26 protein-coding genes are annotated in these 24,535 nt (G+C 42.5%); 20 read left to right on the top strand and 6 right to left on the bottom strand.

What is annotated here, in order from left to right; translation table 11 throughout:
• Positions 1-32: 32 nt before the first annotated feature.
• Positions 33-302, top strand: a complete 270-nt coding sequence (locus M3204_RS08335) for a DUF6123 family protein (RefSeq protein WP_251480771.1) — start codon at positions 33-35, stop codon at positions 300-302.
• Between the two features lie 22 nt (positions 303-324).
• On the opposite strand, the gene M3204_RS08330 is transcribed toward M3204_RS08335, so the two are convergent.
• Together M3204_RS08330 and M3204_RS08325 are read right to left on the bottom strand one after the other, a co-directional pair.
• Positions 325-1,266 (bottom strand): DMT family transporter, encoded by a 942-nt coding sequence (locus M3204_RS08330; protein ID WP_251480741.1) that lies wholly within the window; start codon positions 1,264-1,266, stop codon positions 325-327.
• On the bottom strand, positions 1,263-1,670 hold the full coding sequence (locus tag M3204_RS08325) for a reverse transcriptase-like protein (protein ID WP_251480739.1): 408 nt from the start codon (positions 1,668-1,670) through the stop codon (positions 1,263-1,265). Before M3204_RS08325 ends, M3204_RS08330 begins: the two co-directional genes overlap by 4 nt.
• A gap of 201 nt (positions 1,671-1,871) precedes the next feature.
• Between M3204_RS08325 and M3204_RS08320 the strand changes: the two genes are divergently transcribed.
• Both M3204_RS08320 and M3204_RS08315 read left to right on the top strand, forming a co-directional pair.
• Positions 1,872-2,528: a reverse transcriptase-like protein gene (locus tag M3204_RS08320; protein ID WP_251480737.1), complete on the top strand. Its 657-nt coding sequence runs from the start codon at positions 1,872-1,874 to the stop codon at positions 2,526-2,528.
• A gap of 24 nt (positions 2,529-2,552) precedes the next feature.
• Positions 2,553-2,729 carry a zinc-finger domain-containing protein gene (locus tag M3204_RS08315; RefSeq protein ID WP_251480735.1) on the top strand — a complete coding sequence of 59 codons (177 nt, stop codon included), beginning with the start codon at positions 2,553-2,555 and terminating at the stop codon, positions 2,727-2,729.
• A gap of 57 nt (positions 2,730-2,786) precedes the next feature.
• Here M3204_RS08315 and cspD read toward each other — a convergent pair whose 3' ends face one another.
• Positions 2,787-2,987, bottom strand: coding sequence for a cold-shock protein CspD (gene cspD, locus M3204_RS08310; RefSeq protein ID WP_023627628.1), 201 nt, complete (start codon positions 2,985-2,987; stop codon positions 2,787-2,789).
• Positions 2,988-3,429: 442 nt separating this feature from the next.
• Here cspD and M3204_RS08305 point away from each other — a divergent pair, with 442 nt between their 5' ends.
• The 4 genes from M3204_RS08305 to mntR all read left to right on the top strand — a co-directional run bounded on the left by M3204_RS08305 (position 3,430) and on the right by mntR (position 7,806).
• Positions 3,430-4,416, top strand: a complete 987-nt coding sequence (locus M3204_RS08305; protein ID WP_251480734.1) for an HD-GYP domain-containing protein — start codon at positions 3,430-3,432, stop codon at positions 4,414-4,416.
• 58 nt (positions 4,417-4,474) lie between these two features.
• Positions 4,475-4,762, top strand: coding sequence for a hypothetical protein (locus M3204_RS08300; protein WP_251480732.1), 288 nt, complete (start codon positions 4,475-4,477; stop codon positions 4,760-4,762).
• A gap of 373 nt (positions 4,763-5,135) precedes the next feature.
• Positions 5,136-7,313, top strand: coding sequence for a DNA topoisomerase III (locus M3204_RS08295; RefSeq protein WP_251480730.1), 2,178 nt, complete (start codon positions 5,136-5,138; stop codon positions 7,311-7,313).
• Positions 7,314-7,383: 70 nt separating this feature from the next.
• On the top strand, positions 7,384-7,806 hold the full coding sequence (gene mntR / locus M3204_RS08290; RefSeq protein ID WP_251480728.1) for a transcriptional regulator MntR: 423 nt from the start codon (positions 7,384-7,386) through the stop codon (positions 7,804-7,806).
• Positions 7,807-7,917: 111 nt separating this feature from the next.
• Here mntR and M3204_RS08285 read toward each other — a convergent pair whose 3' ends face one another.
• A complete protein-coding gene (locus M3204_RS08285; RefSeq protein ID WP_251480726.1) occupies positions 7,918-8,136 on the bottom strand; it encodes a DUF3892 domain-containing protein in 219 nt (72 codons plus the stop codon).
• A gap of 125 nt (positions 8,137-8,261) precedes the next feature.
• Between M3204_RS08285 and M3204_RS08280 the strand changes: the two genes are divergently transcribed.
• Complete coding sequence (locus M3204_RS08280) at positions 8,262-8,945, top strand: class I SAM-dependent methyltransferase (protein ID WP_251480723.1); 684 nt, start codon at positions 8,262-8,264, stop codon at positions 8,943-8,945.
• 153 nt (positions 8,946-9,098) lie between these two features.
• Positions 9,099-9,791 carry an AIM24 family protein gene (locus M3204_RS08275; protein ID WP_251480721.1) on the top strand — a complete coding sequence of 231 codons (693 nt, stop codon included), beginning with the start codon at positions 9,099-9,101 and terminating at the stop codon, positions 9,789-9,791.
• 93 nt (positions 9,792-9,884) lie between these two features.
• Here M3204_RS08275 and metA read toward each other — a convergent pair whose 3' ends face one another.
• A complete protein-coding gene (metA, locus tag M3204_RS08270; RefSeq protein ID WP_251480719.1) occupies positions 9,885-10,793 on the bottom strand; it encodes a homoserine O-acetyltransferase MetA in 909 nt (302 codons plus the stop codon).
• A 181-nt stretch (positions 10,794-10,974) separates the two neighbouring features.
• Between metA and M3204_RS08265 the strand changes: the two genes are divergently transcribed.
• The 9 genes from M3204_RS08265 to M3204_RS08225 all read left to right on the top strand — a co-directional run bounded on the left by M3204_RS08265 (position 10,975) and on the right by M3204_RS08225 (position 21,748).
• Entirely contained in the window at positions 10,975-12,663 is a 1,689-nt protein-coding gene (locus tag M3204_RS08265) for a formate--tetrahydrofolate ligase (protein ID WP_251480717.1), read from the top strand.
• 21 nt (positions 12,664-12,684) lie between these two features.
• Positions 12,685-13,218: a hypothetical protein gene (locus M3204_RS08260; RefSeq protein WP_251480715.1), complete on the top strand. Its 534-nt coding sequence runs from the start codon at positions 12,685-12,687 to the stop codon at positions 13,216-13,218.
• A 95-nt stretch (positions 13,219-13,313) separates the two neighbouring features.
• Positions 13,314-14,162: a DegV family protein gene (locus M3204_RS08255; RefSeq protein ID WP_251480713.1), complete on the top strand. Its 849-nt coding sequence runs from the start codon at positions 13,314-13,316 to the stop codon at positions 14,160-14,162.
• A 255-nt stretch (positions 14,163-14,417) separates the two neighbouring features.
• Positions 14,418-15,062, top strand: a complete 645-nt coding sequence (locus M3204_RS08250; RefSeq protein WP_251480711.1) for an HD domain-containing protein — start codon at positions 14,418-14,420, stop codon at positions 15,060-15,062.
• Positions 15,059-16,942, top strand: coding sequence for an ABC-F family ATP-binding cassette domain-containing protein (locus M3204_RS08245; RefSeq protein WP_251480709.1), 1,884 nt, complete (start codon positions 15,059-15,061; stop codon positions 16,940-16,942). Before M3204_RS08250 ends, M3204_RS08245 begins: the two co-directional genes overlap by 4 nt.
• A gap of 438 nt (positions 16,943-17,380) precedes the next feature.
• Complete coding sequence (locus M3204_RS08240; protein WP_251480707.1) at positions 17,381-18,511, top strand: conserved virulence factor C family protein; 1,131 nt, start codon at positions 17,381-17,383, stop codon at positions 18,509-18,511.
• A gap of 175 nt (positions 18,512-18,686) precedes the next feature.
• Complete coding sequence (gene ilvD, locus M3204_RS08235) at positions 18,687-20,399, top strand: dihydroxy-acid dehydratase (RefSeq protein WP_251480705.1); 1,713 nt, start codon at positions 18,687-18,689, stop codon at positions 20,397-20,399.
• 80 nt (positions 20,400-20,479) lie between these two features.
• Positions 20,480-20,914: a BrxA/BrxB family bacilliredoxin gene (locus M3204_RS08230; protein WP_251480703.1), complete on the top strand. Its 435-nt coding sequence runs from the start codon at positions 20,480-20,482 to the stop codon at positions 20,912-20,914.
• Positions 20,915-20,971: 57 nt separating this feature from the next.
• Positions 20,972-21,748 (top strand): class I SAM-dependent methyltransferase, encoded by a 777-nt coding sequence (locus M3204_RS08225; RefSeq protein WP_251480701.1) that lies wholly within the window; start codon positions 20,972-20,974, stop codon positions 21,746-21,748.
• A 105-nt stretch (positions 21,749-21,853) separates the two neighbouring features.
• Here the strand turns inward: M3204_RS08225 and M3204_RS08220 are convergent, their stop codons facing one another.
• Positions 21,854-22,405, bottom strand: a complete 552-nt coding sequence (locus M3204_RS08220; protein ID WP_251480698.1) for a hypothetical protein — start codon at positions 22,403-22,405, stop codon at positions 21,854-21,856.
• An 800-nt stretch (positions 22,406-23,205) separates the two neighbouring features.
• Here M3204_RS08220 and M3204_RS08215 point away from each other — a divergent pair.
• Positions 23,206-23,787: a YpjP family protein gene (locus M3204_RS08215; RefSeq protein ID WP_251480696.1), complete on the top strand. Its 582-nt coding sequence runs from the start codon at positions 23,206-23,208 to the stop codon at positions 23,785-23,787.
• Between the two features lie 108 nt (positions 23,788-23,895).
• Positions 23,896-24,477 (top strand): TerD family protein, encoded by a 582-nt coding sequence (locus tag M3204_RS08210; protein WP_251480694.1) that lies wholly within the window; start codon positions 23,896-23,898, stop codon positions 24,475-24,477.
• Positions 24,478-24,535: the final 58 nt, after the last annotated feature.

Below are 24,535 nucleotides of genomic sequence, written 5' to 3'. Positions count from 1 at the left end.
AAGATGGCTTGAAGAGAGGATTGATTCAGTCAGTGCGGACAGTTGAAGATTATTTGCTTCATTTAAAGAGCAAAGGGTTTCAGTTGCGTGAGGACGCGGTGGGCTTTATTTATTTCGGGCAGCAATATACGAATTCAACGGATGAGGTCACAAATGCAGCAATTGAAATCACCCTTAAGGCTCAAAAGGATTTTGATGGAAGCTTTTATATTTCATTGCTGGAAACGTTCGCTTCTAATAAAATAGAGTCCCGGAAAGCAGCACTTCGATTCGTAAAAGAAATTGAACTGCTCGCAGTATAAGAAAGGGCTGGCTCCTTAGCAATCATGCTTTGGAGTCAGCCTCTTTTTTTGTGATTCTTTTTCTAACCAAATGTTCAAGCTTGCCTGATGGCAATTCGGCGAATACCATACCTGCGAATATCAAGGAACAGCCAACCAAAGCAATGTATGTCAGCCTTTCACTTGCCCAGAAATAAGCAGTAATCGCAGCAAATACGGGCTCCATAGCAAAAATAAGGGCGACACGGGTCGCTGTTGTGTGCTTCTGGAAATTTGTCTGGATAAAAAACGCCAGTGCAGTAGCCAGTATGGAGGTTATCAATAAAGCCACAAGGACATTAGCTGAATAAATGACCTCCGGATTGAACACCCTTTTCCAATCTTCGAAAATCACGGAAAATATGGCTGATAAAACCGCAACAGTAGAAATTTGCACTGTCGTCAATAGGAGTGTAGGGTAGCTGCTGCTGAATTTTCCAGTAAACACTATATGGAGTGCGAATCCCGCGGCACAGATAAGTACGAATCCATCTCCGATATTTAGGCTTGATACATCCGACATTGTCAAAAGATACAACCCTAAAGTAGCAGCAGCGACTCCGGTAATCGAATTGACGCCAGGCCGCTGCTTTAAAATCCCGATCATCAGCAAAGGGACAAGCACAACGCTAAGCCCGGTGATGAAACCCGCTTTAGACGAGGTGGTATACAAGAGGCCAAGTGTCTGGAAAGCATAGCCGATAAACAGCCAGAAGCCGAGCATCATACCTGATAACATCAATTTTTTATCTAGTTTCTTTAGCTGGTCCTTCTCGAACACTATAAGCCAAAGGCCGAGAAGGACGGCAGCTGCAGTAAAACGGACTGCGTTGAAGGAAAATGGCTCAAGAAATGAAATGGCACTTTGGACGAGCACGAAGGTCGCTCCCCAGATGAGAGCAACAAATAATAAACTTAAATCTGCGAAGATGGATGCTTTAATCATTCTTCTGTTCCTTTCATACTGTTGTCTCTGACTGCCTTTCTGGCCAGTTCATCTGCTGTTTTGTTCTCTCCTGATGGAATCCATTTCATGAAGAACAGGTCAAATTGTCCGGCAAGCTCCAAAGCTTGTGCCAGAAGAGGAGCATATAGTTTATTCTTAACAAATTCTTTTTCGACAGCTGCATTTACGAGCTGAGAATCGGTCCTGAATGATACGACATTGAAGCCTTTTTCCTGGCAAATTTCCAAAGCTTTTATAAAGGCATAATATTCAGCTTCGTGGTTAGACATGACGCCAAGAGGAATTGAATACCTGAAAACCTCTCCTGAACTTTTTATGAAAATGCCTGCTCCGCTGGGACCTGGATTGCCGGCACTTGCGCCGTCAATGTATACTTCGATCAAAAAGATCCCCCCTTGTTGTTTATACACATAATAGATAGTGTATCATAATAGCATTATTATCATATAAAAAAATGCAGATGATCCTCAAAGTATTCATGGTACGTTTTCATTGTAACTGGCATAAAAAATGGGTAAGATAACTAAAAATATAACAAAAATGCCAGGGAGGACTTAAATCCTGATGAGATTGGGGTTGAAAACATGAAATATAAATTAGAATGGGAATTTAAATCTAAAGGAATCGAAACGATCCTGTTCAGCTCCGATTTCCTGGATGGTGAACTCGCTCTGCAAGCTGCTGAGGATTTGGAGAAATCGGGTAAGGCCGGCGGAATTTTTTTCATAGATGAAATTGGGACTTCATGGAGTATTAAAGAAATGCGTAAGCTGCTTGCAGAAGTAGAAGAGGAACCCCATGACCTGACTGTTTATTTCGATGGAGGTTTTGACAGGGACTCCAATAAAGCAGGACTTGGTGCGATTATCTATTTCAAGCAAGGGAAGAAAAAATACAGGCTCCGTGCAAATGAAGTTTTTGATGAGCTTGAAACAAACAATGAAGCGGAATACGCCGCACTTTATTTTGCTTTGACGATTCTCGAGGATATGGGCGTCCGAAATATGTCTTGTGAATTCACGGGAGATTCCCAGGTAGTATTAAAGCAGCTTGAAGGAGAATGGCCTTGTTATGAGGAGACTCTGAACCGCTGGCTCGATCGGATTGAGAATAAGATTAAGGAGCTCGGCTTACACCCTAAATATCATCCCGTTGGCAGGAAAGAAAATAAAGAGGCGGATAAATTGGCTACGCAGGCCCTGCAGGGAAAAATGATCAACAGTAAAATGCAAATATTATAAGCCAATGGGAAAGGCGGGAAGAGATTGACACGGAAGGAAATCCTTGCAGAGGTAGAAACATTGCTCAGTACGTATTGCAATGGCTGCTTCCTGAAGAAGCACCACCAGCTTGAGAATGGAAAAAGATTTGCTCACAGATTCTGCATCACGGAATGTACGGTCGGAAACCAAATAAAGTCATGCGGAAGCAAACTGAAATAATGTATTTAATATGCAATGAAAAAGGCTGGCGCAAGCGCCAGCCTTCAATTTTTTTATTTATAGTTTCACTACGTTTGCAGCTTGTGGTCCACGGTTTCCTTCGACGATTTCGAAAGAAACTTCCTGGCCTTCTTCTAAAGACTTATAGCCATCACCCTGGATTGCTGAGAAGTGAACGAATACGTCGTCCCCGCCTTCTACTTCGATGAAACCGAAACCTTTTTCATTATTGAACCATTTTACTTTACCATTTTGCATGTTAAACTTTCCTCCCATGTCTTTCGAGACACATTACTGTGCCAAAGTTGAATATTATCATCTAATGGAAACACCTGCACTTTGACATGGCAAATATTTATTAAATGATGTATTAAATATACAATATTGGGCAATATTCAGTCAAGAAATGTAAGCGTATTCTAAATAAATAATCAAAAAATTAAGTTAATTTAAAATAAACAAATAATATCTCGTCTAAGTTTCTATTTACGGAAAAATTTGTTATTATTTCTTTAATAGTCTATTTCATATTATTGTTTCTACACAAAAAACTTTTATGAATTTTTACGATGATTATAACTTGCTATGTTCAGTAAACATTTAAGAAATCTATTACTGCTTGAAACTAAATATCCATCTGTAATACAAATAATCTTCGCTATAATAGTTTCTTAATAAAAAAGCTCAGAGGAGGGTATTTATGAAGAAGACCACTCCATCAGCGTTAACGTCCTTAACTGATATCGAAATAGAAAATTTATTAGATTCAATCAGGAATGGGAATACCATTCGGGACCATACACCCCAGATTGCAGTAAATAACAAGCTTGAAGAGATTTCTAAGAAGATTGATGACGCTTCGAGGCAAATTGAAGAAATCTTTGACATCGTTGCCAAAACAGGTGTTGTACCTGTAGAGGAAATCAAAAATGAGATTATGCCGGTAATCAGGCAGGCTGCCGAGATTCCGCATATTTATCACTTATTCTATGAGTTGAAGTCTAAAGATGAATATACATACAGACATACTGTCTGTGTCGGGATAATTGCAACATTGATCGGCAAGTGGCTGAATTTGAGCCAGGAGGAGCTGCTAGACCTGTCTATTGGCGCAACCTTGCATGACATTGGGAAAGCGCGTGTGCCGGCAGATATCCTTAATAAACCGGGCAGGCTGACACAGGAAGAATACAGGGAGATGAAGCGCCACACAGTCTATGGCTACAGGCTGCTTCAGGATATTCCGGAAATTAGTGAGAGAGTGGCATTGATTGCCCTTCAGCATCATGAACGTGAAGACGGCGGGGGTTATCCTTTCAGTTTACGCAGTGAAAAGATAGACAAACTGGCAAAGATCGTTGCAATTGCTGACGTCTATCATGCAATGTCGTCGTCAAGAGTATACCATCAGGCAGAGCCTTTCCATATTGTCATTTCTCAGATGCAAAATGATGTATTTGGCAAGTTTGATCCGCAAATCATGCTAGTTTTCCTATTTCGGATTATGGACAGCCTGGTAGGCCGCAGGGTACTTCTGAGCAGCGGCGAAGAAGGGACAATCCTGATGGTCGATCCGTATGAGCCATTAAGAGCACTGATCAATACCGGGGATTCACTGATCGATTTGAGGCTGAATCGAGGGTTAAGGATATCCAGAGTCCTAAATGATTCCATCGTCGGGGTATAATCCACGGAACCTTGTCATATCTTTTAATAGTCAATTATGATTTTAAAAGGGTGAGGGCATGTACCGTTTTTCGATTGATGATGAGGATTGGATCATCATATTTTCCCCGCATCTTTCCCTTGATCAACGTGAGAAGGAGGAAATCATTCGTTCCATTGCCATCATGGGTCCTCAATGGGCAGCATTCAGCCATGGCGAATCATTCGTGATTTTTCAGCAGCTGGTTGGTGCAATAGTGGTGCGGATTGAAAAAGTTCCTTCATTGATCTTGACCGTTTCAGCAGTCGTTTCCAGGGATCGATGGTACATCAATGACCAAAACATAATAGAGCCATATGAGAATTAACATTTTGAAGGCAGCTGAGCAATCAGCTGCCTGTTTATATTTTTTTGCTGAGTGAAATTACTAGAATATTAGAGGACATATTTTTTTACACTTCTTTATCCTTTATTGCAATATTGGTGAAAATGAATATGAGATAAAAGTCCTTTACGCACATATCGACAAACATATAAAATAGAGTTCGAGATTAAAAATCCGCCAAAACTTTTCAGGGTTCTTCATTAACTTTGGCATTGCAAACAAAAGGTAAAGTTGAGCTCGGAATAAAGTAATATTGCAAACTGCGTAAAGTAACCCTTTGTAAAAGGACACAAATAATTTCCTAGAGGGTTATCTTGCGAAATCTGTCTTTATTAAAGAGCCACAGGAGGAGAATATGAAACTGATCGTTGCGGAAAAGCCTGACCAGGGCAGAACGCTGGCCTCCGTCTTCAAAACGAAAAAGAGGGAAGGATTCATAGAAATCCTGCCCAATGATATCTTTCCTAAAGGTGCCTATGTTTCCTGGGCGATTGGCCACTTAACAGAACTGTCAGCCCCGGAAAAATACAATCCTGTCTGGAAAAAGTGGTCACTAGAAACATTGCCGATCATTCCTGAACAATTCCAATACGAAGTAGTCAAATCAAAAGCGAAGCAATTTGCCATTATAAAAAAGCTGGCAACAGACCCGAACGTTTCTGAAATCATCCATGCAGGCGATGCTGGGCGTGAGGGAGAGCTGATCATCAGGAATGTCCTCCGTCTTGCGGGGTGTACCAAGCCGATGAAAAGGCTGTGGATTTCCTCACTGACCCCGAAAGCGATCAAAGAAGGATTCCAAAAGTTATTGAATGAATCGGATACAAAGAACCTGTACTTTGAGGCTTATACTAGAGCTTGCGCAGACTGGGTGGTCGGTATGAATGCTTCCAGACTGTATACAATCTTACTGCAGAAAAAAGGGTATTCGGACGTGTTTTCCGTCGGCAGGGTACAGACACCAACTCTAGCATTGATTGTAAAAAAAGAACTTGAAATAGAAAAATTTGTTTCGGAACCGTTTTGGGAAGTGAATGGCAAGTTCAATATCAATGGCAAGAAATACAGCGGCAAATGGGAAAAGGATGGAGACTCAAGAATTTCTTCAAAGGAAATGGCCGAAAAAATCGCCGCTTTTTGTAATGGTAAAGCAGCGGAAGCGGCCGAAGTCACTTCTGAAAGGAAGGAATTCCTTCCTCCGCTATTGTATAATCTGTCAGCAATTCAGGCGGAAGCCAACCGCCGGTTTAAAATGTCCCCCAAAAAAACCTTGGATATTTTACAGGGTCTCTATCAAAGGGGCATTGTCTCTTATCCCCGTTCCGATTCAAGATATGTAACTCCTGGTGAAGCGGAAGGGTTTCCGTCGATTATAAACAAACTGCAGGCAATCACTGATTATCAGCCGTTCTTCCCGCTGCCAGTTGCCTCTATCAAAAATAATAAGCGCTATGTGAATGAAAAAAAGGTTACTGATCACTATGCGATTATCCCAACGGAACAAGTGCCAAACCTGAGCAGGCTTTCAGGTGATGAGCTAAGACTCTATGATTTGCTCGCAAGGACCTTGATTGCCGCCCATTATGGACCTTATGCAGCTGAGTATACAACAATCAAGACCGTCGTCGATGGCAGGGCTGAATTCATTTCAAAGGGGAAGGTCCAGCTGGATGAAGGCTGGAAGAAGGTTCTTCCCCAAAAAGAGTCCGATAAGGAACCAGAACTGCCGGCTGTCCAGCAAGGTGAAACTGGAACTGTTTTGAAAACAGAGGTAAAAGAAAGCAAGACACAGCCACCCAAAAGACTGACAGAAGGCCAGTTGATCACCTTAATGAAGACAGCAGGCAAGCATATAGAGGACAAGGAACTTGAAAAAGTTTTGATGAAGGCTGAAGGACTTGGAACGGAAGCGACAAGAGCGGGAATCATTACAATGCTTAAGGACCGAGCGTATATCGAGGTGCGTAAAAATCTTGTGTATGCAACAGCCAAGGCGAAAATCCTGGTTACGGCTATTGGTGGACAAGTTCTGGCATCACCAGAAATGACAGCCAAATGGGAACAAAGACTGCATCAAATTGGTGAGGGAGAGGCTTCTCCAAAGCAATTCATTGAGCAAACATCAAAGATGATCAAACATCTGGTAAGTGAAACTTCTGAAGGATCAGCTGAGTGGACATTTTCAGATGAATTGACTAGCGCCTTCGTCCCCGGAAAAAAGAGCGGAAAGACTAGACGGAGCAGCAATCTGGGCAAATGCAAAAAGTGCGATGGGATGGTCGTGGATAAAGGATCATTCTATGGCTGTTCTAACTATCAAAAAACAAAATGCAATTTCACTCTTAACAAGCAAATCCTTGGAAAAACGGTTACTCAACAAAATATTAAAAAACTGCTTGCAGAAGGAAGCACTGAAGTGATCGAGGGCTTCCAGAGCAAAGACAAGACCTTTGCCGCTAGACTACATTGGGATGCACAGGAGAATAAATTAAAATTTGATTTAGCAAATGAGCCTGTCAAGCAAGAACGTTAGCGCCTTGTCACATATGGCCTTCTATAGTACACTTTAATATGGCTATTGTTTATGCATTGGAGGTCCAGGGATGCCAACACCTAGTATGGAAGATTATATTGAACAAATTTTTATTTTAATTGAACAGAAAGGCTATGCCCGGGTGGTGGATATCGCTGAGGCATTGTCGGTCCATCCCTCCTCGGTAACAAAAATGGTTCAGAAGCTCGATAAGGACCAGTTTTTAGTCTATGAAAAATATCGGGGGCTGGTGCTGACCCCTAAAGGGATCAAAACGGGCAAAAGGTTAGTTTACCGCCATGAATTACTTGAACAATTATTGAAAGTGATAGGCGTAAAGGAAGAAAACATATACAATGATGTCGAAGGAATCGAACATCATCTTAGCTGGGATGCAATCGACAGAATTGGCGACCTTGTACAATTCTTTGAAGAAGACGAATCGCGGGTCGAATCATTAAGGGCCATCCAAAAACAAAACGATGAAGAATAAATTAAACACCTGACAGCCGTCAGGTGTTTAATTTATCTTGGCTGTGTAAATGCGAATATTTAGTGGGGCAGAAATCAACAGGCAAGCATATCACCTTCATTGTTTACTGCTTTAATAAATATCAGGAAAATGGTCAAAATCGACTCCAGCCTCAGACACTAGAGATGCAGAGCCTTCAGCATCTTCATTTATATTGACCCCGGATATCGTGCCAGATGAGGCTTCGAGCAATGCCTTGCGATAGGAAATGATCCTCCCGCTTGAAGTTTGGAAGCTAATGATTTCACCAGCATGGTTTTTATGTATGGCAACTAACTGTTCTTGTTCCATTTGGAATCTCTCCTTTCACCCTCCTAGTCTTGCACTTTATCAAGAAAAATAAACTTAAGAGGAATTCATGTATCCATAGCGAAATAACTATTAGGAGAACAGTATTGATATGGGCAGGTGAGCTTATGAAATCTTTCAATTGGGAAGTGGAGTCAGAGAAACAATGGGACGGATTGGCTGCATCCTGGAATTCACGGAGCAGGGGGATGTGGCAAACAGGCAGTCGAAAAGATATTGTCCCATTTATAAGAAAATTTGTTCCTCCAGGTTCCCATGTCTGTGATTTAGGCTGCGGGGATGGCATCGGCTCTGAGAAATTAGCTGAAGCAGGTTATGTTGTCACCGGGATTGATGTATCTGAAGAAATGCTCGAGAAAGCAAGGCTGAATCCGCTCAATGGAAATATTACTTTTTGTAAAGCCAACATATCGGACAGTGGAAGTCCGGACCACGCATTTGATGCAGTCATGGCAATCAATTCGCTTGAATGGACAATCAGTCCCTATGAATCTTTGGAAGAAATGGGGAGAATCCTTAAACCGGGCGGTTATGCCTGCATAGGCATCCTCGGTCCGACTGCAGGTCCCAGAGTGAACAGCTACAGGAGATTATACGGAGAAGAAGTGATTTGCAATACTATCATGCCTTGGGAGCTTGAAAGGCTAGCAGAAGAAAACGGCTGGAAAAAGACAGGCGAGTATGGAGTCTTCAAAAAGGCAGCCTCAAAGCATTCGCTCGGGTCCCTGCCAGTTGAGCTTCAGCAATCTCTCTCTTTCATGTGGGTGTTTATGTTTAAGCTTTTGAAATAACTTGTTTTCAGGCGTGGATTTTTGTCAAGAATTCCCACGTCATAAAGAGTTCTTACTCAATCAAATAAATCGAAAAATTTCTGAATCAATTTTGCTTTGTAATGTTAAACGACAATGTTAAGGGTAGAGCTTTTAAATAAGGAGGCAGTTAGTATGAGCCGTTATTCAATCGAGGACTTTGTAAACAACACAAAACAACAAGATAAGGGTGAAGGATTGTTTGAAATCGAAACACCTCGGATGCTTGAAATCAATCTGAACGGACAAGTATGGTCCAAGGCAGGAGCGATGGTATCCTACCGGGGAAATATTAAGTTCGAGCGGGAAGGCATCCTCGAGCATGGTCTTGGCAAGATGTTTAAAAAGGCATTAACTGGTGAGGGAACTTCTCTAATGAAAGCGGCTGGAAATGGAAAGCTTTATTTGGCTGACCAGGGAAAGAAAATTTCCATCCTGAATTTACAGAACGAAGCAATATATGTAAACGGCAATGATCTGCTTGCATTCGAACCATCTATCAGTTGGGATATCAAGCTGATGCGCCGTGTTGCCGGAATGATGTCAGGTGGATTATTCAACGTCAGGCTGGAAGGTACAGGGATGGTAGCGATCACATCACATTATGAACCATTGACATTGCTTGTCAGTCCGGAAAATCCTGTCTATACAGATCCTAATGCCACAGTAGCATGGTCAGGCACTCTCCAGCCAGAATTCGTCACGGACATCACATTAAAAACTTTCCTTGGCCGGGGCAGCGGAGAATCGATCCAAATGAAATTCAGTGGGGAAGGCTTTGTCGTCGTCCAGCCATTCGAAGAAGTTTACTATGCCCCGCAAAGCTAGAAAATGCAGTATACTGTAATACTGCCAACTTAAATGTTTGCAAAAAGAACCTTATAGAAAGTGAAAGGCATCGAAAAGAAATCGATGCCTTTTTTAATCCCATTTATAAGGGGTTTCCTGGTATACATAGTAATTGAGCCAATTGGAAAAGAACAAGTGGGCATGGGATCGCCAGAGATTAAGTGGCTGTTGTTCAGGATTGTCTCCCGGAAAATAATTTTCCGGCATATTGATACTAATGCCTTTAGCCCTGTCACGCGCATATTCTTCTCCAAGGGTTGATGCTTCATATTCTAGATGGCCGGTGATCATGATTCTTCTTCCATCCCTTGAAGAAATAATCAAGGGTCCCGCTGCCTCAGACGACGCCAGCAGTTTCAGTTCTGCTTTATTAGTTAACTCCTCTATTGAAACATCAGTATTCCGGGAATGAGGTGCCAGGAATTCATCATCAAATCCTCTTAACAGTTTTTCCTTCTTATCCAGTACCTGATGTTTGTAAATGCCAGAACACTTTGTAGGAAGCTCGTATTTTCTAATTCCATAATGATAATATAATGCGGCCTGGGCACCCCAGCAAATGTGCAAAGTGGATGTAACATTAGTGATTGTCCAGTCCAGAATCTCTCTCAGTTCACCCCAATAATCTACTTCTTCAAAATTCAAAAGCTCAATTGGCGCACCGGTAATAATCATTCCGTCGTATTTCTTTTCTTTTACCTGGCTGAAGGTCTGGTAAAACTCCTCAAGATGGTATTGTGATGTGGTTTTAGATTCATATGTAGCAGTTTTCAAGAATGTTATATTCACCTGAAGAGGTGTGTTTCCAAGAAGACGCAACAGCTGTCTTTCGGTTTTTTCTTTTTCAGGCATCAAATTTAAGATAAGTATATTAAGTGGGCGGATGTCCTGCCGTTCTGCGCGGCCTTCATCCATGATGAAAATATTTTCATCCTCAAGTATCTCTCTCGCGGGAAGATGCATGGGAATTTTAATCGGCAAAAGATTACCTCCCTTTAGTGAGCTGAATTTTAGTAATTTTTATTATAATCTGATTTCTTTTGCGGAGCAATTGACTAAAGGGAAATTTTTATGACAGTAACATTTTTTTTACCAGATTGCTTTGCTGTGATGGTAAAATATAAGGTGGTAAGCATATAGAGAATATCTGGGGGGATTGGGAATGGAAACAAATATTCAAGTTAAGTCAGATATTGAAATTGCTCGTGATAGTAAAATGAAGCCAATTGTTGAAATTGCAGCCAACATTGGCCTTGATGCCGGTGAAATTGAGCTGTTTGGAAAATATAAAGCTAAGCTTTCCTCGGAAGCTTTAGCTAAACTTAAGACAAAAGAAAGCGGTCGGGTCGTTCTTGTTACCGCGATTAATCCAACTCCAGCTGGAGAAGGAAAATCCACAGTGACTGTAGGACTTGCTGATGCATTGAACAAGCTTGGACGGAAAACAATGATTGCGATGCGCGAGCCTTCTTTGGGCCCTACGATGGGGATCAAGGGCGGAGCTACTGGAGGCGGTTTTGCACAGGTTCTTCCAATGGAGGATATCAACCTTCATTTCACAGGAGACCTTCATGCGATCACCACTGCGAATAATGCCCTGGCAGCATTGATTGACAACCATCTTCAGCAAGGAAATCTGCTTAATATTGACCAGCGCAGGATTGTATGGAAAAGGGCGCTTGACTTGAATGACCGCGCGTTAAGAAAAGTTGTCATCGGTCTTGGCGGACCCTTACAGGGGGTTCCGCGGGAAGATGGCTTTGATATTACCGTTGCTTCAGAAATCATGGCAGTCCTTTGCTTAGCCAGCGATCTGAAGGATTTGAAACGAAGACTGGCAAAAATGGTTGTAGCCTATAACTATAACAGGCAGCCAGTCACTGTTGGCGATTTGGGAGTTGAAGGGGCATTAACACTCCTGCTTAAGGAAGCTGTAAAGCCAAATCTTGTACAGACAATCGAGCATACTCCGGCATTGATCCACGGAGGGCCGTTTGCGAATATCGCCCATGGCTGCAATAGTGTGATTGCTACTGAAGCTGCATCCAAGCTTGCAGACTTTGTCGTGACAGAAGCAGGATTTGGGGCTGACCTTGGAGCAGAGAAATTCCTGAACATCAAAGCTAGAACTGCTGGAATCGAGCCTGCAGCAGTTGTGATTGTTGCAACGATACGTGCACTGAAAATGCATGGCGGCATGAAAAAGACTGAGCTTGTAAATGAAGATGTCCAGGCATTAAGAGATGGTTTTACGAACCTTAAAAAGCACATTGAAACGATTTCAAGCTTTGGTCTGCCATATGTAGTGGCGATCAATCGATTCATCACAGATACTGAGCTTGAAACAAATACCTTGATTGAATTGTGCGAAGCAGCAGGAATACCGGCTGCACTGACCGAAGTATGGGAAAAAGGCGGCGCCGGGGGCGTTGAACTTGCTGAGAGACTGTTGGATGTGATCGAGCATAGCGAGAATACATTCGCTCACTTATACGATTTATCAGATTCACTGGAAGAGAAGATTCAGACAATTGCTCGCCAGGTGTATGGTGCTGATGGAGTCGAATTTTCACCAAAAGCGAAGAAGCAGCTGGCAGAATTTGAAGGACATGGCTGGGGCATGCTTCCTGTATGTATGGCGAAGACTCAATATTCGTTATCCGATGATCCGCAGAAACTTGGAAGGCCATCTGGATTTACAATCACTGTTAGAGAATTGAAGCCATCTGTAGGTGCTGGATTCATTGTCGCTTTGACGGGTGAAGTAATGACGATGCCTGGGCTGCCAAAGCTGCCAGCAGCATTGAATATGGATGTTGATGAGGATGGAAACGCAGTAGGATTGTTCTAGGAAGAATAGGAGTGGAAACTCATGTTTGACCCGACAGCATTTGAAAACATTAAGGTCGTAGTCGAAGGTGAAATTTATGACAGGGATTTAAGCGGAGAAATTGTCGTTACTGACCGCAATGATTGGATCAATACCGCAAAGCTGTCGCGTAAATATGAAATTTCATTCAGTCTTGCCGGTTATGAATCTTCTTCATTGTCAGCCACGATGACGATCCAAGCAGGTCTTGAGAATCTCGCTGCTGAGCTGTTGGGAAGTGAAAGTGCAAATCAGCTGGCGGGATGTATGGTCGGTATTTCTTTTTCACTCATTCATCATAATGAAATGAGCGTTTATCATGCTGTCCAGGAAGTACTTGAAGACATTTGGGGCAGGGACCGGGCGATTAACCAAATCGCCCAGCTTGCTCCGCTTGAAAAAAAATCACTAGTAAAAAATAGAGCGACTGTCTCCTTCAACCGCCTGGTTTACGAGGATCAAATCGATGACCTGACAGAAATGATTGACTATACGATGGCTTCACTGGAAAACCTGAAAAAATTATTAGGTGAATAATATTTCCTGCCTCTCCAGGCAGGAATTTGTGTGTAGTTTTCAGAATAATCTATTAACGTTACGATTTTAGACAAAAATGAAAAGGGGGAGATTATTTGAAGAAAATCGCATGGGTTACCGACAGTACAGCCTATCTGGATGAGGAGTTAAAGAACCACCCGGACGTTTACCAAGTCCCAATGACGATCGTATTAGATGATGTAGAGTATTTGGATGGCAAGGACTTGACTGCAGATGAATTATATAAAAGGTTAAAGACACTGAAAAATCCAGCTAAAACTTCACAGCCTCCTGTAGGTGTTTTTATGGAGTTGTACGAGCAGCTCCAAAAAGATTATGATGTAGTCTTTTCAGTCCTTTTATCTTCAAAGCTGAGTGGTACTGTGGCATCAAGTGTCCAGGCTTCACAGGCTGTTAATATTCCTGTCATCAACTTTGACTCAAAGGTGTTGTCTTATCCGCTTACATCCCAACTAAAGAAGGGAATCGCTTTAGCGGAACAAGGTCTGGAAATTGAGGAGATTAAGGAGAAGCTTGAGATCCTGCGGGATTCCAACGAGACCTATGTTATGATCGGCAGTTTAGAGCAGCTTCATCGAAGCGGACGCATGTCGGGAGTACAATTTTACCTGGGGAGCATGCTGAGTGTTAAACCAATCATCAGTATCGAAGATGGCGGGTTGAATACGAAGGACAAGGTCCGAAGCGATAAAAAGGCAAAGGAAAAAATATTTGAGTATTTGAATTCAGCCCATCAAAAACATCGAATCAAAGAAGTTTACATTCTGTACGGCCTGCACAAAGAGGTAGGCGATGAATGGCAGAATCAGCTTGAAACCCAGTTTCCTGACATTAATTTTTTCAGCTGCCCAATTGGCGCCGTTATAGGAGTCCATGCCGGCGAGCATACCGTTGGAATCAGCTGGAATAACGCAGAAGTTTAAGTGCCATTTTGGCACTTTTTCTTTTTTTCGAGAATTCCAATAGGTTATGTACGGTGGCGAAGAGTTGAAATTGCCAGGCAGCAGCCTCTTATCGTACTAAACGTTACAAATCATAGTCGAAAATGTCAGATAGGTTGAGAGAAAACCATTGCAGGATGGACAAAATTCTCTTAAATCACTTTATCTAAATACATTCAATACAGACCTGGGCCTTCTATATGGTAAAATGATTTCGGTAGGAAAGAAGGTGCAGTAATGAAAGAAATAATAGATGCAGCAGAATTGTTTGTAAAAACAGAGCTTGGCAAGGATTCTTCAGGCCATGACTGGCATCATATCGACAGAGTCAGGAAGAATGCCCGCCTCATTTGGAGCAAAGAACAGGTTGGCGATTGGTTCATTATCGAAATGGCAGCCTTGCTACATGACATTCCGGATGAGAAATTGAATGAGTCAGAAAAAGCAGGATGGGCAAAGCTTGATTCCTTTTTGCAAGGACTTAAACTGGATAGCCATACTGCGCAAAAGATAAAAGATTGTATTGAAACCGTCTCCTTTAAAGGTGGCAGGGAGATTAATCTGAATAGCATCGAGGCTGAAATTGTACAGGATGCTGACCGGCTGGATGCATTGGGGGCAATCGGGATTGCCAGGACCTTTGCATTTGGCGGCAAGAAGGGACATCCGATCTTTGACCCTGGCTTGAATGTCCGGGAGGAAATGACGCTTGAAGAATATCGTACTGGGAACAGTTCTTCGGTCAATCATTTTTACGAAAAATTGTTGAAGCTAAAAGATAAAATGAATACTGCTCATGCAAAGCAACTGGCGGAGGAGAGGCATCATTTCATGGAAACCTTCCTCGCCCAATTTTACAGTGAATGGAATGGTAAGGCATGAAAATGATCACGATCGAAAACGTGACGAAAACATACGGAGAAAAAGAATTATTTAAAGGAGTTTCCTTTACGATTGGCGAGCGGGAGAGAGTCGGCCTGATCGGAGTTAATGGAACCGGCAAATCTTCATTGCTGAGAATTGTCGCTGGCCTTGACCAGCCTGATTCAGGCAATATTATTTTTCCGAAGGACTATAAAATTTCATTTCTATCTCAGCAGCCAGAGATGGAACCTGACCGCAGTGTCCTCGATCAGGTTTTCAGTGGGGAAGCTCCAATTCTTAAATTGATGAGAGATTATGAAACGGTCCTATCACAACTGGGCAGCAACCCTGATGATACAGCGCTACAGGAGAGGCTGTATCATATTCAGAGGCAAATGGACAGTTCTGATGGATGGGATGCCAATACTGCTGCTAAATCAATTTTAATGCAGTTAGGTATCACTGATTTTTCATGGAAAATGAATGAGCTATCCGGCGGACAGAAAAAAAGAGTTGCCCTGGCACAAGTTTTGATTGAGTCGCCAGATCTGTTAATTCTGGATGAACCTACTAACCATCTTGATTATGAAACAGTCAAATGGCTTGAGGACTATTTATCGAGGTATTCAGGTTCACTGTTACTTGTAACCCACGACCGCTACTTCCTGGACAGGGTGACGAACAGGATGTTTGAACTGGACGGCGGCTCTTTATACAGCTATAAAGGGAACTATGCGAGCTTCCTTGAGGCGAAGGCCGTCCGCGAGGAAAATGAAGCTGCTACCTTTGAAAAAAAGAAGAACTTATTCAGGCAGGAGCTTGAGTGGATCAGACGTGGAGCGAAGGCGAGGACGACTAAACAGAAAGCCAGGATCCAGCGTTTTGACCAGCTTGATGAAGAGGTATCAAATGTCAAATCATCTGAAAAGCTTGAAATTTCTTTAAGCGGGAGCAGGCTAGGTAAGCAGGTGCTGGAGTTAAAGGAAGCCTCCAAGAAATATGATGGCAAGGTCATCCTAGACCGTTTTAGTCTGTTGATTAAACCGGGCGACAGATTGGGGATTATTGGGCGGAATGGCACAGGGAAGTCGACGCTGCTGAATCTCCTGTCCGGCAGGATCCAGCTTGATTCTGGCGAAATCATTACTGGTCAAACAGTCAAAATAGCTTACTATACACAGGAAAACGAAGATATGAATGAGAGCAAACGGGTGATCGAATATCTGAAGGAAACGGCTGAGATTGTCCAGACAACTGATGGCAAGACGATATCCGCTGCCCAAATGCTCGAAAGGTTCTTATTTCCCCCATATGCACATGGTACTCTCATCAGGAAGCTGTCAGGCGGTGAAAAGCGCAGGCTTTATCTGTTAAAGCTTTTAATGGAGGAACCGAACGTCCTGTTGCTGGATGAGCCGACGAATGATCTCGATACTCAGACACTGACTGTATTAGAAGATTACCTTGAAGACTTCCCAGGGGTAGTTATCTCAGTTTCGCATGACCGGTACTTCCTTGATAAAGTCGTCGACCAGCTATTGGTACTTGAAGGGGAGGGCAGGACAGCCCTGTATCATGGGAATTATACAGAATATCTCGAAAAGCGGCCAAAACCAGAAACGGAATTCTCTGCTCCGAAAAAGGAGAAAGCTGAACCTGTCGAAAAACAAAAGAAGAAGAAAATGAAGTACATGGAGCAAAAAGAGTGGGATGAAATAGATGATAAAATTGCTGAAACGGAAAATCGCCTTAAAGCAATAGAGTCAGAAATGGCGAACATCGGCAGCGATTTTGAAAAGGGACAGGCATTGGTGAATGAAGAAACGGAACTAAATGATCAGCTTGAACATCTGATTGAAAGATGGAGCTATTTGAGCGAACTTGCTGAAAATGAATAAGGCCTGGATTCCAGGCCTTTTCTATTGTCTAGAGTACAATGTCAAATACTTTTTTAAGTTTTTGGCAACTCAATGTCCGTCATAAAAGTAATGACGGATGATAAAAGAGGAAATCACGGAAATACTGTCCCTCATCAAGGCGATGACAATAATTTAAGAAGCGTCTTGAACGGAAATCAACAGACTAATTTTCAAAGAATAAAAGCCTGTAGGCAGGCTCGATATTCATCGAATTTTGTCTACAGGTGAGGCCATCTCTTCCAGAGATGGCCATTACTTAATCATTATTTCGCCGTTGGTCCGTTTTTTTCTTCAATCTCGGACGGTAAGTTAGGGATCTTCATTCTGCGGCCAAATGTATTAAGTGGCTTCGAATGCTAACTAATTCCTGTTATGTTAAAATGGCTTCATTCCTGAAAAATGAAAAGGGGTGGGAATATGAAAATTTTATCCATTGAACCAACACCAAGCCCGAATACAATGAAAATAAATCTTGATAAAGAGCTCCCGATGGGGAAAAGCAATAACTACAAAAAGGATTCTGCAGCTGGAGCACCAGACGTGGTTGTTAAAATACTGGACATTGAAGGGGTAAAAGGTGTTTACCATGTAGCTGATTTTCTTGCGGTCGAAAGAAACGCTAAATTCGACTGGAAAGCAATACTTCCTGAGGTAAGAAAGGCTTTTGGAGAGGAATCTGAAGGGTCAGGAGACGGGGCACCTGCGATTAATGAGCATTTTGGAGAAATAAAAGTGCTTGTGCAGGTGTATAAAGGAATCCCGATGCAATTGAAATTGACCGACGGAACAGAAGAAAAGCGATTTGGCCTTCCCGACCTATTTGTCAAGAGTGTCGGCCAGGTCCAGAGTCCTGAGGATAATATCGTTATGGTCAGGAAGTGGAAGGAACTTGGAGTCAGGTATGGGGAGTTTGAACAGGTAGGCAATGACGTTGTCGAAGAGTTTTTAGCAGCGTATCCTCCTGAAAGGCTGGAAGAACTGGTCAAGCTTGCGCAAAATCCAGCCGTGGAAGCTCAAGTTAAATCTGCCAAGAAGAAGCGGAGGATTTCAGAAGCTGATTTAAATAATTCTGACTGGCGTGTAAGGTACCAGCTTCTTGAACAAATGGAAGATCCGACAGTTGATGACCTTCCTATGCTTGAAAAAGCATTGAAAGATGAGAAGGCATCGATTAGAAGGCTGGCAACAGTATATCTTGGCATGATCGAGGATAAAGAAGCTTTGCCTTTATTGTATAAAGCGTTAAAGGATAAAACTGTAACTGTTCGAAGAACTGCAGGTGACTGCCTGTCAGATTTAGGACACGCAGAAGCGGTGAATCAAATGATGTCAGCCTTAAAGGACCCAAGCAAGCTTGTGCGCTGGCGTGCTGCCATGTTTCTTTACGAAGTGGGAGACGAACAGGCGCTGCCTGCCTTAAAAGCAGCAGAGGATGACCCTGAATTCGAGGTAAGCATGCAGGTTAAATTGGCAATTGCCCGCATCGAGCAAGGAGAGGAAGCGAAGGGCTCAGTGTGGAAGCAGATGACAGAGGCAAGGAAACAATAAAGATATTATGTTAACAGCCGGGCGTTTTAAGCTTACCGGCTGTTTTTATTTTAATTTTGAGACCCAGCTTATGTATCCGCTTACTTATTTTTAACAATTGAAATTTTTAGAAAATTATTGCAAATCATTTTAAAAAAGGTTATTGTAGTGAATAAAAAATCGGGAGGGACATCTAATGGAGAAAGATTTAAGGATAAAAAGCCATGTATTCAGTGATGATGCCAGAAAGGCGCCAAATAGGGCGATGCTTAGGGCGGTAGGTTTCAAGGATGAAGATTTTAAGAAGCCAATGATTGGGATTGCGAGTACATGGAGTGAAGTAACTCCCTGCAACATACATATTGATAAGCTTGCAGTAAAGGCAAAAGAAGGTGCAAGAGAGGCTGGGGGTGCGCCGCTGATTTTCAATACGATCACCGTATCTGATGGAATATCGATGGGAACAGATGGGATGAGGTATTCGCTTCCTAGCCGTGATTTGATTGCTGATTCGATTGAAACGGTTGTTCAGGGAGAGAGCCTTGATGGTTTTGTCGCCATCGGGGGCTGTGACAAAAATATGCCTGGCTGTATGATGGCGATTGCCCGGATGGACTTGCCATCGGTCTTTGTATATGGCGGAACGATCAAGCCAGGGAAACTCGATGGCAATGATATTGACATAGTTTCAGCCTTTGAAGGGGTCGGTCAATATAACAAGGGAGCGATAGGTGAAGCAGGACTCCATAAAATTGAATGCCACGCATGTCCGGGATCTGGTTCGTGCGGAGGCATGTATACAGCCAATACAATGGCGAGCGCAATAGAAGCCCTTGGAATGAGCATGCCGGGTAGTTCATCGAATCCTGCAGAAACCGAAGCCAAACGCGAGGATTGCTTTACGGCTGGGGAGGCGGTCTACAAGCTGCTTGAACTTGACCTGCGCCCAAGACAAATTTTAACGAAAAAGGCCTTTGAAAATGCGATTACGGTGGTGATGGCTCTGGGAGGCTCAACAAATGCCATCCTTCATTTAATGGCGATTGCCCATGCAGCCGAGGTCGATCTCAGGCTTGAAGATTTCAACAGGCTCCAAGAACGAGTTCCACACATCGCTGATCTAAAACCGAGCGGCAAATATGTTATGCAGGACCTGTTCGAGGCTGGGGGCGTTCCGGCTGTGATGAAACTTTTGTTAGAAGAAGGATTGCTGCACGGTGATTGTTTGACGGTCACTGGAAAGACGATTGAAGAAAACCTAAAAGAGTTCCCTGATCTAAAGCCTGGCCAAAAAGTCATTCACCCCGTTTCTCAGCCGCTTAGGAAGGATGGGCCACTTGTTGTATTAAAAGGAAACTTGGCACCTGATGGAGCTGTCGCTAAAGTATCTGGATTAAAAGTTAAGAGCATGACAGGGCCAGCAAAAGTATTTGATGATGAAGAATCAGCATCCAAAGCGGTTATGGCGGATAAGATCGTCGCAGGAGATGTCCTGGTCATCCGCTATGAAGGGCCTAAGGGAGGGCCAGGGATGCCGGAAATGTTATCACTATCCGGAATCCTTGTAGGTAAGGGTCTCGGTGAGAGTGTTGCACTGCTGACGGATGGCAGATTTTCAGGGGGTAGCCATGGTCTTGTTGTCGGCCATATTGCCCCGGAAGCACAGGTTGGCGGTCCTATCGCGTTCATAAAGGACGGCGATATGATTACGATTAATAGTGAGCAGAAACTATTATCCGTTTCGTTAAGCGAAGAAGAGCTTGAGGCTCGCAAAAAAATGTGGAACCAGCCTGCGTTGCCTTCAAGGGGAACACTGGGTAAATATGCAAGGCTGGTATCCTGTTCCTCCAAAGGGGCAGTAACCGATCTATTCGAAGAAAAAGCCGTTGAACAGCCTGTCCATTCCTGACCAGGTAGGTTATTTTATTGCGTTGCACATTGATAATATAGTATGCTAACACTGCAACTATCGTTGGGAGGGATCCTTTTATGTCAATGGCATATGAAGAATATATGAGACAAATGGTCAAGCCGATGCGCGAGGAACTAACACGCGCTGGCTTTAAAGAATTGCTTACTTCGGATGAAGTTGAACAATTCGTTGACAATGCTGAAGGGACAACACTTGTCGTGGTCAACTCTGTATGTGGCTGCGCCGCAGGACTTGCCCGTCCTTCAGCTACACAGGCAATTTTACGAAGCGAAAAGAAACCTGACAATCTTGTTACAGTTTTCGCTGGACAGGACAAGGAAGCTACAGCAAAAATGCGTGAATACTTCACAGGTTTAGAACCGTCTTCACCTTCAATGGCCCTATTGAAGGGAAAAGAAGTAGTCCATTTCATTCCCCGACATGATATCGAGGGACAGCCAATGGAAGCAATCATGGATAACCTAATCGCTGGATTTGAGGCTAACTGCTAAAACTAATGGAAAGGATGTCATCTGACGTCCTTTTTCTTTTGATATGAGGTGTGATTTGTGTTTGTGACAACGGCAGGGAGGACAAACGAAGAAATGATAGCTCAGGCAAGGGAAATTGCTGATGAGCTGAAAGCAGATTTTGTTCCCAGAAAGAAAAGGTCTGTCATCGCCATACAAAAAATTATCCAAGAAGACTGTCTTGTAGTTGGAAAGGAGCGTCTTGAACTATATCCGTTTGGTGAGAAAGAACCCTTCTTTTTTCATCCGAATTCCGCCATGTTCCGGATCAAAAGGCTGATGAAGGGGGAAAGTGATCCCTTAATTGAAGCTGGAAAGCTGGAAGCAGGGATGAGTTTCCTCGATTGTTCCCTCGGCCTCGGCTCGGACAGTATTGTAGCCAGCTTTGTCGCGGGTAAAACCGGATCTGTTATAGGCATTGAAGCAAGACAGGAACTAGCCTTTTTAGTAAAAAGCGGTCTCAAGACATGGGACTCCGGATACAAATCGATTAACCAGGCAATGTATAGAATCAAAGTTAACGAGGGGTATTCATTGGAATTCCTGAAAAAACAAGAAGATAATAGCATCGACTGTATTTACTTCGACCCGATGTTCGATGAATCGATTTTAGAATCGGATGGGATTAGAGGGCTTACACATTTTGCAGTATATGAAGGACTCTCAAAAGAAACCATTGACCATGCAATGCGGGTAGCCAGGAAGCGTGTAATTCTCAAAGACCACTTTCGGAGCAAACGATTTGAAGAATTCGGTTTCCAAGTTTATCAGAGGAAATCAGCAAAATTCCACTTTGGGGTAATAAAAAAAGAATGAGGGCTGAAACCTAACGGGTTCGGTTCAGAAGTACACAGTGATAAATAACAGCAAAAAAAGTAACTTAATTAGCAACAAAAGTAGCAGTAAAAAGGAGCATATTCGTTATGCTCCTTTTTTCATTATTGATTTAAGTTCATCAATTGACTTGAAAATTCTTGAATATACATCTTTGATATTATCAGTAGTTTTTTTATCATTATACAAACCGTAATTCCAACTTTTTAACGTGCCATCTTCTTGTGATTTAAGAACTCCAACCGCATAACTATTGCCAGCAGCCCAACTCCAATTCTCATCGTACTTTGTTTCCTTCACAGTAAAAGGAATATGATTTTTAGCTGAAATGAAAAAGAATGGAATAGTTGAATTTAAATAAACATCCGCATAATGGCTTTCAGAAGCCTCTGAAAGATTATCTTCTCTAATAAAGACTGCATCATAAGACTTCAGTTCCTCACTTGTCATTTCATCAAATGAGACTTCTGTAAATATAATTTGTTCCTCTTTTACTTCTGGTGGTTCCCCAACCACTGCTATTCTTAAAGAGTTTCCTTCATACAGCTCGAAACTTGGGCTTGAAGTACAAGCTGTAAGAGCTACCGTTAGAATTAGTAAGATAAAACATAAATATCTCTTTCCTTTTAATCTTTCCATATGCAACCCCCCTTTAACATATTTTAACATAATATCCCAAACACCTTGTTAAATAGATTAATAAGTCGAGCAGTTTACTCGACTTATTGCATATAGATTATTTCTTTTAAATTAAACTATTTTTTTGCAGTAGAAGCACTGTTGATTGGAGTGGAAGGCGCGCAGACTCCTACGAAAATGCTAACGCATTTCCCTCGTGCCTGGGCAGGTTCGATGAAGCTCCACCAATGTCCTGCGGGCTCAGCGCCGGCCCCGCTGAAAGCGAAGCGCCTGGAACGGAAATACAACAGCCCCGTTTCTCCTCCAACCAAAAAAGACTGTAAACAAACACGATTTTTTTCATCGAGTTTGCCTACAGTCTAAAAGATTAGGGTGAAGCCTCATTCTTTATTTTTGACATTGGTTGCGGCAATTACCATTAGTTTTAAAATGAGGTTTGTCCATAACTCTTCATAAATGCTCTTATATTAATCCGCAATTGACAAATAAACAAAATAAGCTAGCATGATAAAACTTGTTGCAACTATGATCCATGTCCACTCCATAAAATTACCTCCCTATCATTTGAAGTTCAGTTCAAATAACCTAATATTTTCTTTTATCCATTATCGAAAAATTTGAAACCCTTTGCCCATTTTTACGTATAAACAAGTTATAATATTGCTATAGAATATATTTTTCTTTTTATCCTTGCCAAAACATCCAATAATTAACCGTGCTCTTAAATATTTTAAAGTAATAATGCAGCTTGATAGTTTAGCTGATAATTATTTATTCTGATACGTAAGGAAGTGATCCACATGCCAGCATGGCTGCGCAAATCGCTCGTCGTCATGATCTCCATCTTTACTTTTGGGATGGTATCGCCTGCCCAGGCGAATGGATTCCTGACAACTACAGGTGAACGGGCTGAAAAATCCTCCTCTGCCGAAACATCTTATTTTGATAAGCTTGATACCCCAGTCGATGAGGAAGCAGAAAGGGATAAATTCATAGGCTGGGCGATGAAAGAAGCCGAGCAGCAATCTTTTCAAAAGTTTGGTACAAAGATTGGCCCTGTCATTGAGGACGAGTTCAGGCAGACAATCCTGCCCAATATCGAAAAGGCAATTGAAACGGTATCGATCCAGTACCCTGGGGAAAAATTGAATTCCCTTCGAATTACCGAGATGCCTGGCGGAGGAGAATCAGAAAAGATTTTCCACATTATCGACGACAATGGCAAGGATATCATCCGTTTCCATGTGAGGAGGGATCAGCCGCCGAAGGAAGGTTTCTGGTTTAATTTCCATTACCACACTTATCACGACAGCTTCCAGACTCATTATGAACTCGGCAGGATCTTCTGGGATAAAAATACGCCGCCTAAGTGGAAAAGCTAATATATTTGAATTTAGGACGAAATTGTGAAAAAATATTTATAGCAATTACGAAACCTTAATGAGAATTAACCGTATGTATAACGAAATAAATTTTTGGAGGTAGAAAAAATGGCAATCAGTTTATCAAAAGGCCAAAAAGTAGATTTAACAAAAACTAACCCTGGTATGACAAAGGTAGTTGTTGGCTTAGGATGGGATGTTAATAAATATGATGGCGGAAATGACTTTGACCTTGATTCATCTGTTTTTTTATTAGGAGAAAATGGCAAAGTAACTTCTGAAAGCGACTTCGTATTCTACAACAATACGACAGGTGGAAACGGATCCGTTGTACATACTGGTGATAACCGGACAGGAGCAGGGGAGGGGGACGATGAAGCAGTCAATGTTGATTTGTCTGCAGTGCCGGCAGAAGTGAAAAGGATTGCGTTTACCATCACGATCCATGACGGAGAAGGTCGCCGCCAGAACTTTGGCCAGGTATCTAACTCTTATGTAAGAATTTTGAATGCAGGTTCTAATGAAGAACTTATCCGCTATGACCTCGGCGAAGACTTCTCGATTGAAACAGCAATCGTTGTTGGAGAGCTATATCGCCATAACAACGAATGGAAATTCAGTGCGATTGGCAGTGGATACCAGGGCGGATTGGCAGCACTTGCTACAGACTTTGGGCTCCAAATAGGGTAAAATTAAATATGCTGGTTAATGAAGGCCCGGCCGATGCCGGGTCTTTCTATAGAGAATA

Origin of the sequence: Mesobacillus subterraneus (assembly GCF_023715485.1) — a bacterium.
Taxonomy (GTDB): domain Bacteria; phylum Bacillota; class Bacilli; order Bacillales; family Cytobacillaceae; genus Mesobacillus; species Mesobacillus subterraneus_B.
This window is presented reverse-complemented; position numbering and strand designations above follow the sequence as displayed.

Excerpts from the sequence above, each read along its gene's own strand:
- M3204_RS08330 (WP_251480741.1), bottom strand. The coding sequence starts at position 1,266 with ATGATTAAAGCATCCATCTTCGCAGATTTAAGTTTATTATTTGTTGCT.
- M3204_RS08320 (WP_251480737.1), top strand. The coding sequence starts at position 1,872 with ATGAAATATAAATTAGAATGGGAATTTAAATCTAAAGGAATCGAAACG.
- cspD (WP_023627628.1), bottom strand. The coding sequence starts at position 2,987 with ATGCAAAATGGTAAAGTAAAATGGTTCAATAATGAAAAAGGTTTCGGT.
- M3204_RS08305 (WP_251480734.1), top strand. The coding sequence starts at position 3,430 with ATGAAGAAGACCACTCCATCAGCGTTAACGTCCTTAACTGATATCGAA.
- M3204_RS08300 (WP_251480732.1), top strand. The coding sequence starts at position 4,475 with ATGTACCGTTTTTCGATTGATGATGAGGATTGGATCATCATATTTTCC.
- M3204_RS08295 (WP_251480730.1), top strand. The coding sequence starts at position 5,136 with ATGAAACTGATCGTTGCGGAAAAGCCTGACCAGGGCAGAACGCTGGCC.
- mntR (WP_251480728.1), top strand. The coding sequence starts at position 7,384 with ATGCCAACACCTAGTATGGAAGATTATATTGAACAAATTTTTATTTTA.
- M3204_RS08285 (WP_251480726.1), bottom strand. The coding sequence starts at position 8,136 with ATGGAACAAGAACAGTTAGTTGCCATACATAAAAACCATGCTGGTGAA.
- M3204_RS08280 (WP_251480723.1), top strand. The coding sequence starts at position 8,262 with ATGAAATCTTTCAATTGGGAAGTGGAGTCAGAGAAACAATGGGACGGA.
- M3204_RS08275 (WP_251480721.1), top strand. The coding sequence starts at position 9,099 with ATGAGCCGTTATTCAATCGAGGACTTTGTAAACAACACAAAACAACAA.
- M3204_RS08265 (WP_251480717.1), top strand. The coding sequence starts at position 10,975 with ATGGAAACAAATATTCAAGTTAAGTCAGATATTGAAATTGCTCGTGAT.
- M3204_RS08260 (WP_251480715.1), top strand. The coding sequence starts at position 12,685 with ATGTTTGACCCGACAGCATTTGAAAACATTAAGGTCGTAGTCGAAGGT.
- M3204_RS08250 (WP_251480711.1), top strand. The coding sequence starts at position 14,418 with ATGAAAGAAATAATAGATGCAGCAGAATTGTTTGTAAAAACAGAGCTT.
- M3204_RS08245 (WP_251480709.1), top strand. The coding sequence starts at position 15,059 with ATGAAAATGATCACGATCGAAAACGTGACGAAAACATACGGAGAAAAA.
- M3204_RS08240 (WP_251480707.1), top strand. The coding sequence starts at position 17,381 with ATGAAAATTTTATCCATTGAACCAACACCAAGCCCGAATACAATGAAA.
- ilvD (WP_251480705.1), top strand. The coding sequence starts at position 18,687 with ATGGAGAAAGATTTAAGGATAAAAAGCCATGTATTCAGTGATGATGCC.
- M3204_RS08230 (WP_251480703.1), top strand. The coding sequence starts at position 20,480 with ATGTCAATGGCATATGAAGAATATATGAGACAAATGGTCAAGCCGATG.
- M3204_RS08220 (WP_251480698.1), bottom strand. The coding sequence starts at position 22,405 with ATGGAAAGATTAAAAGGAAAGAGATATTTATGTTTTATCTTACTAATT.
- M3204_RS08215 (WP_251480696.1), top strand. The coding sequence starts at position 23,206 with ATGCCAGCATGGCTGCGCAAATCGCTCGTCGTCATGATCTCCATCTTT.
- M3204_RS08210 (WP_251480694.1), top strand. The coding sequence starts at position 23,896 with ATGGCAATCAGTTTATCAAAAGGCCAAAAAGTAGATTTAACAAAAACT.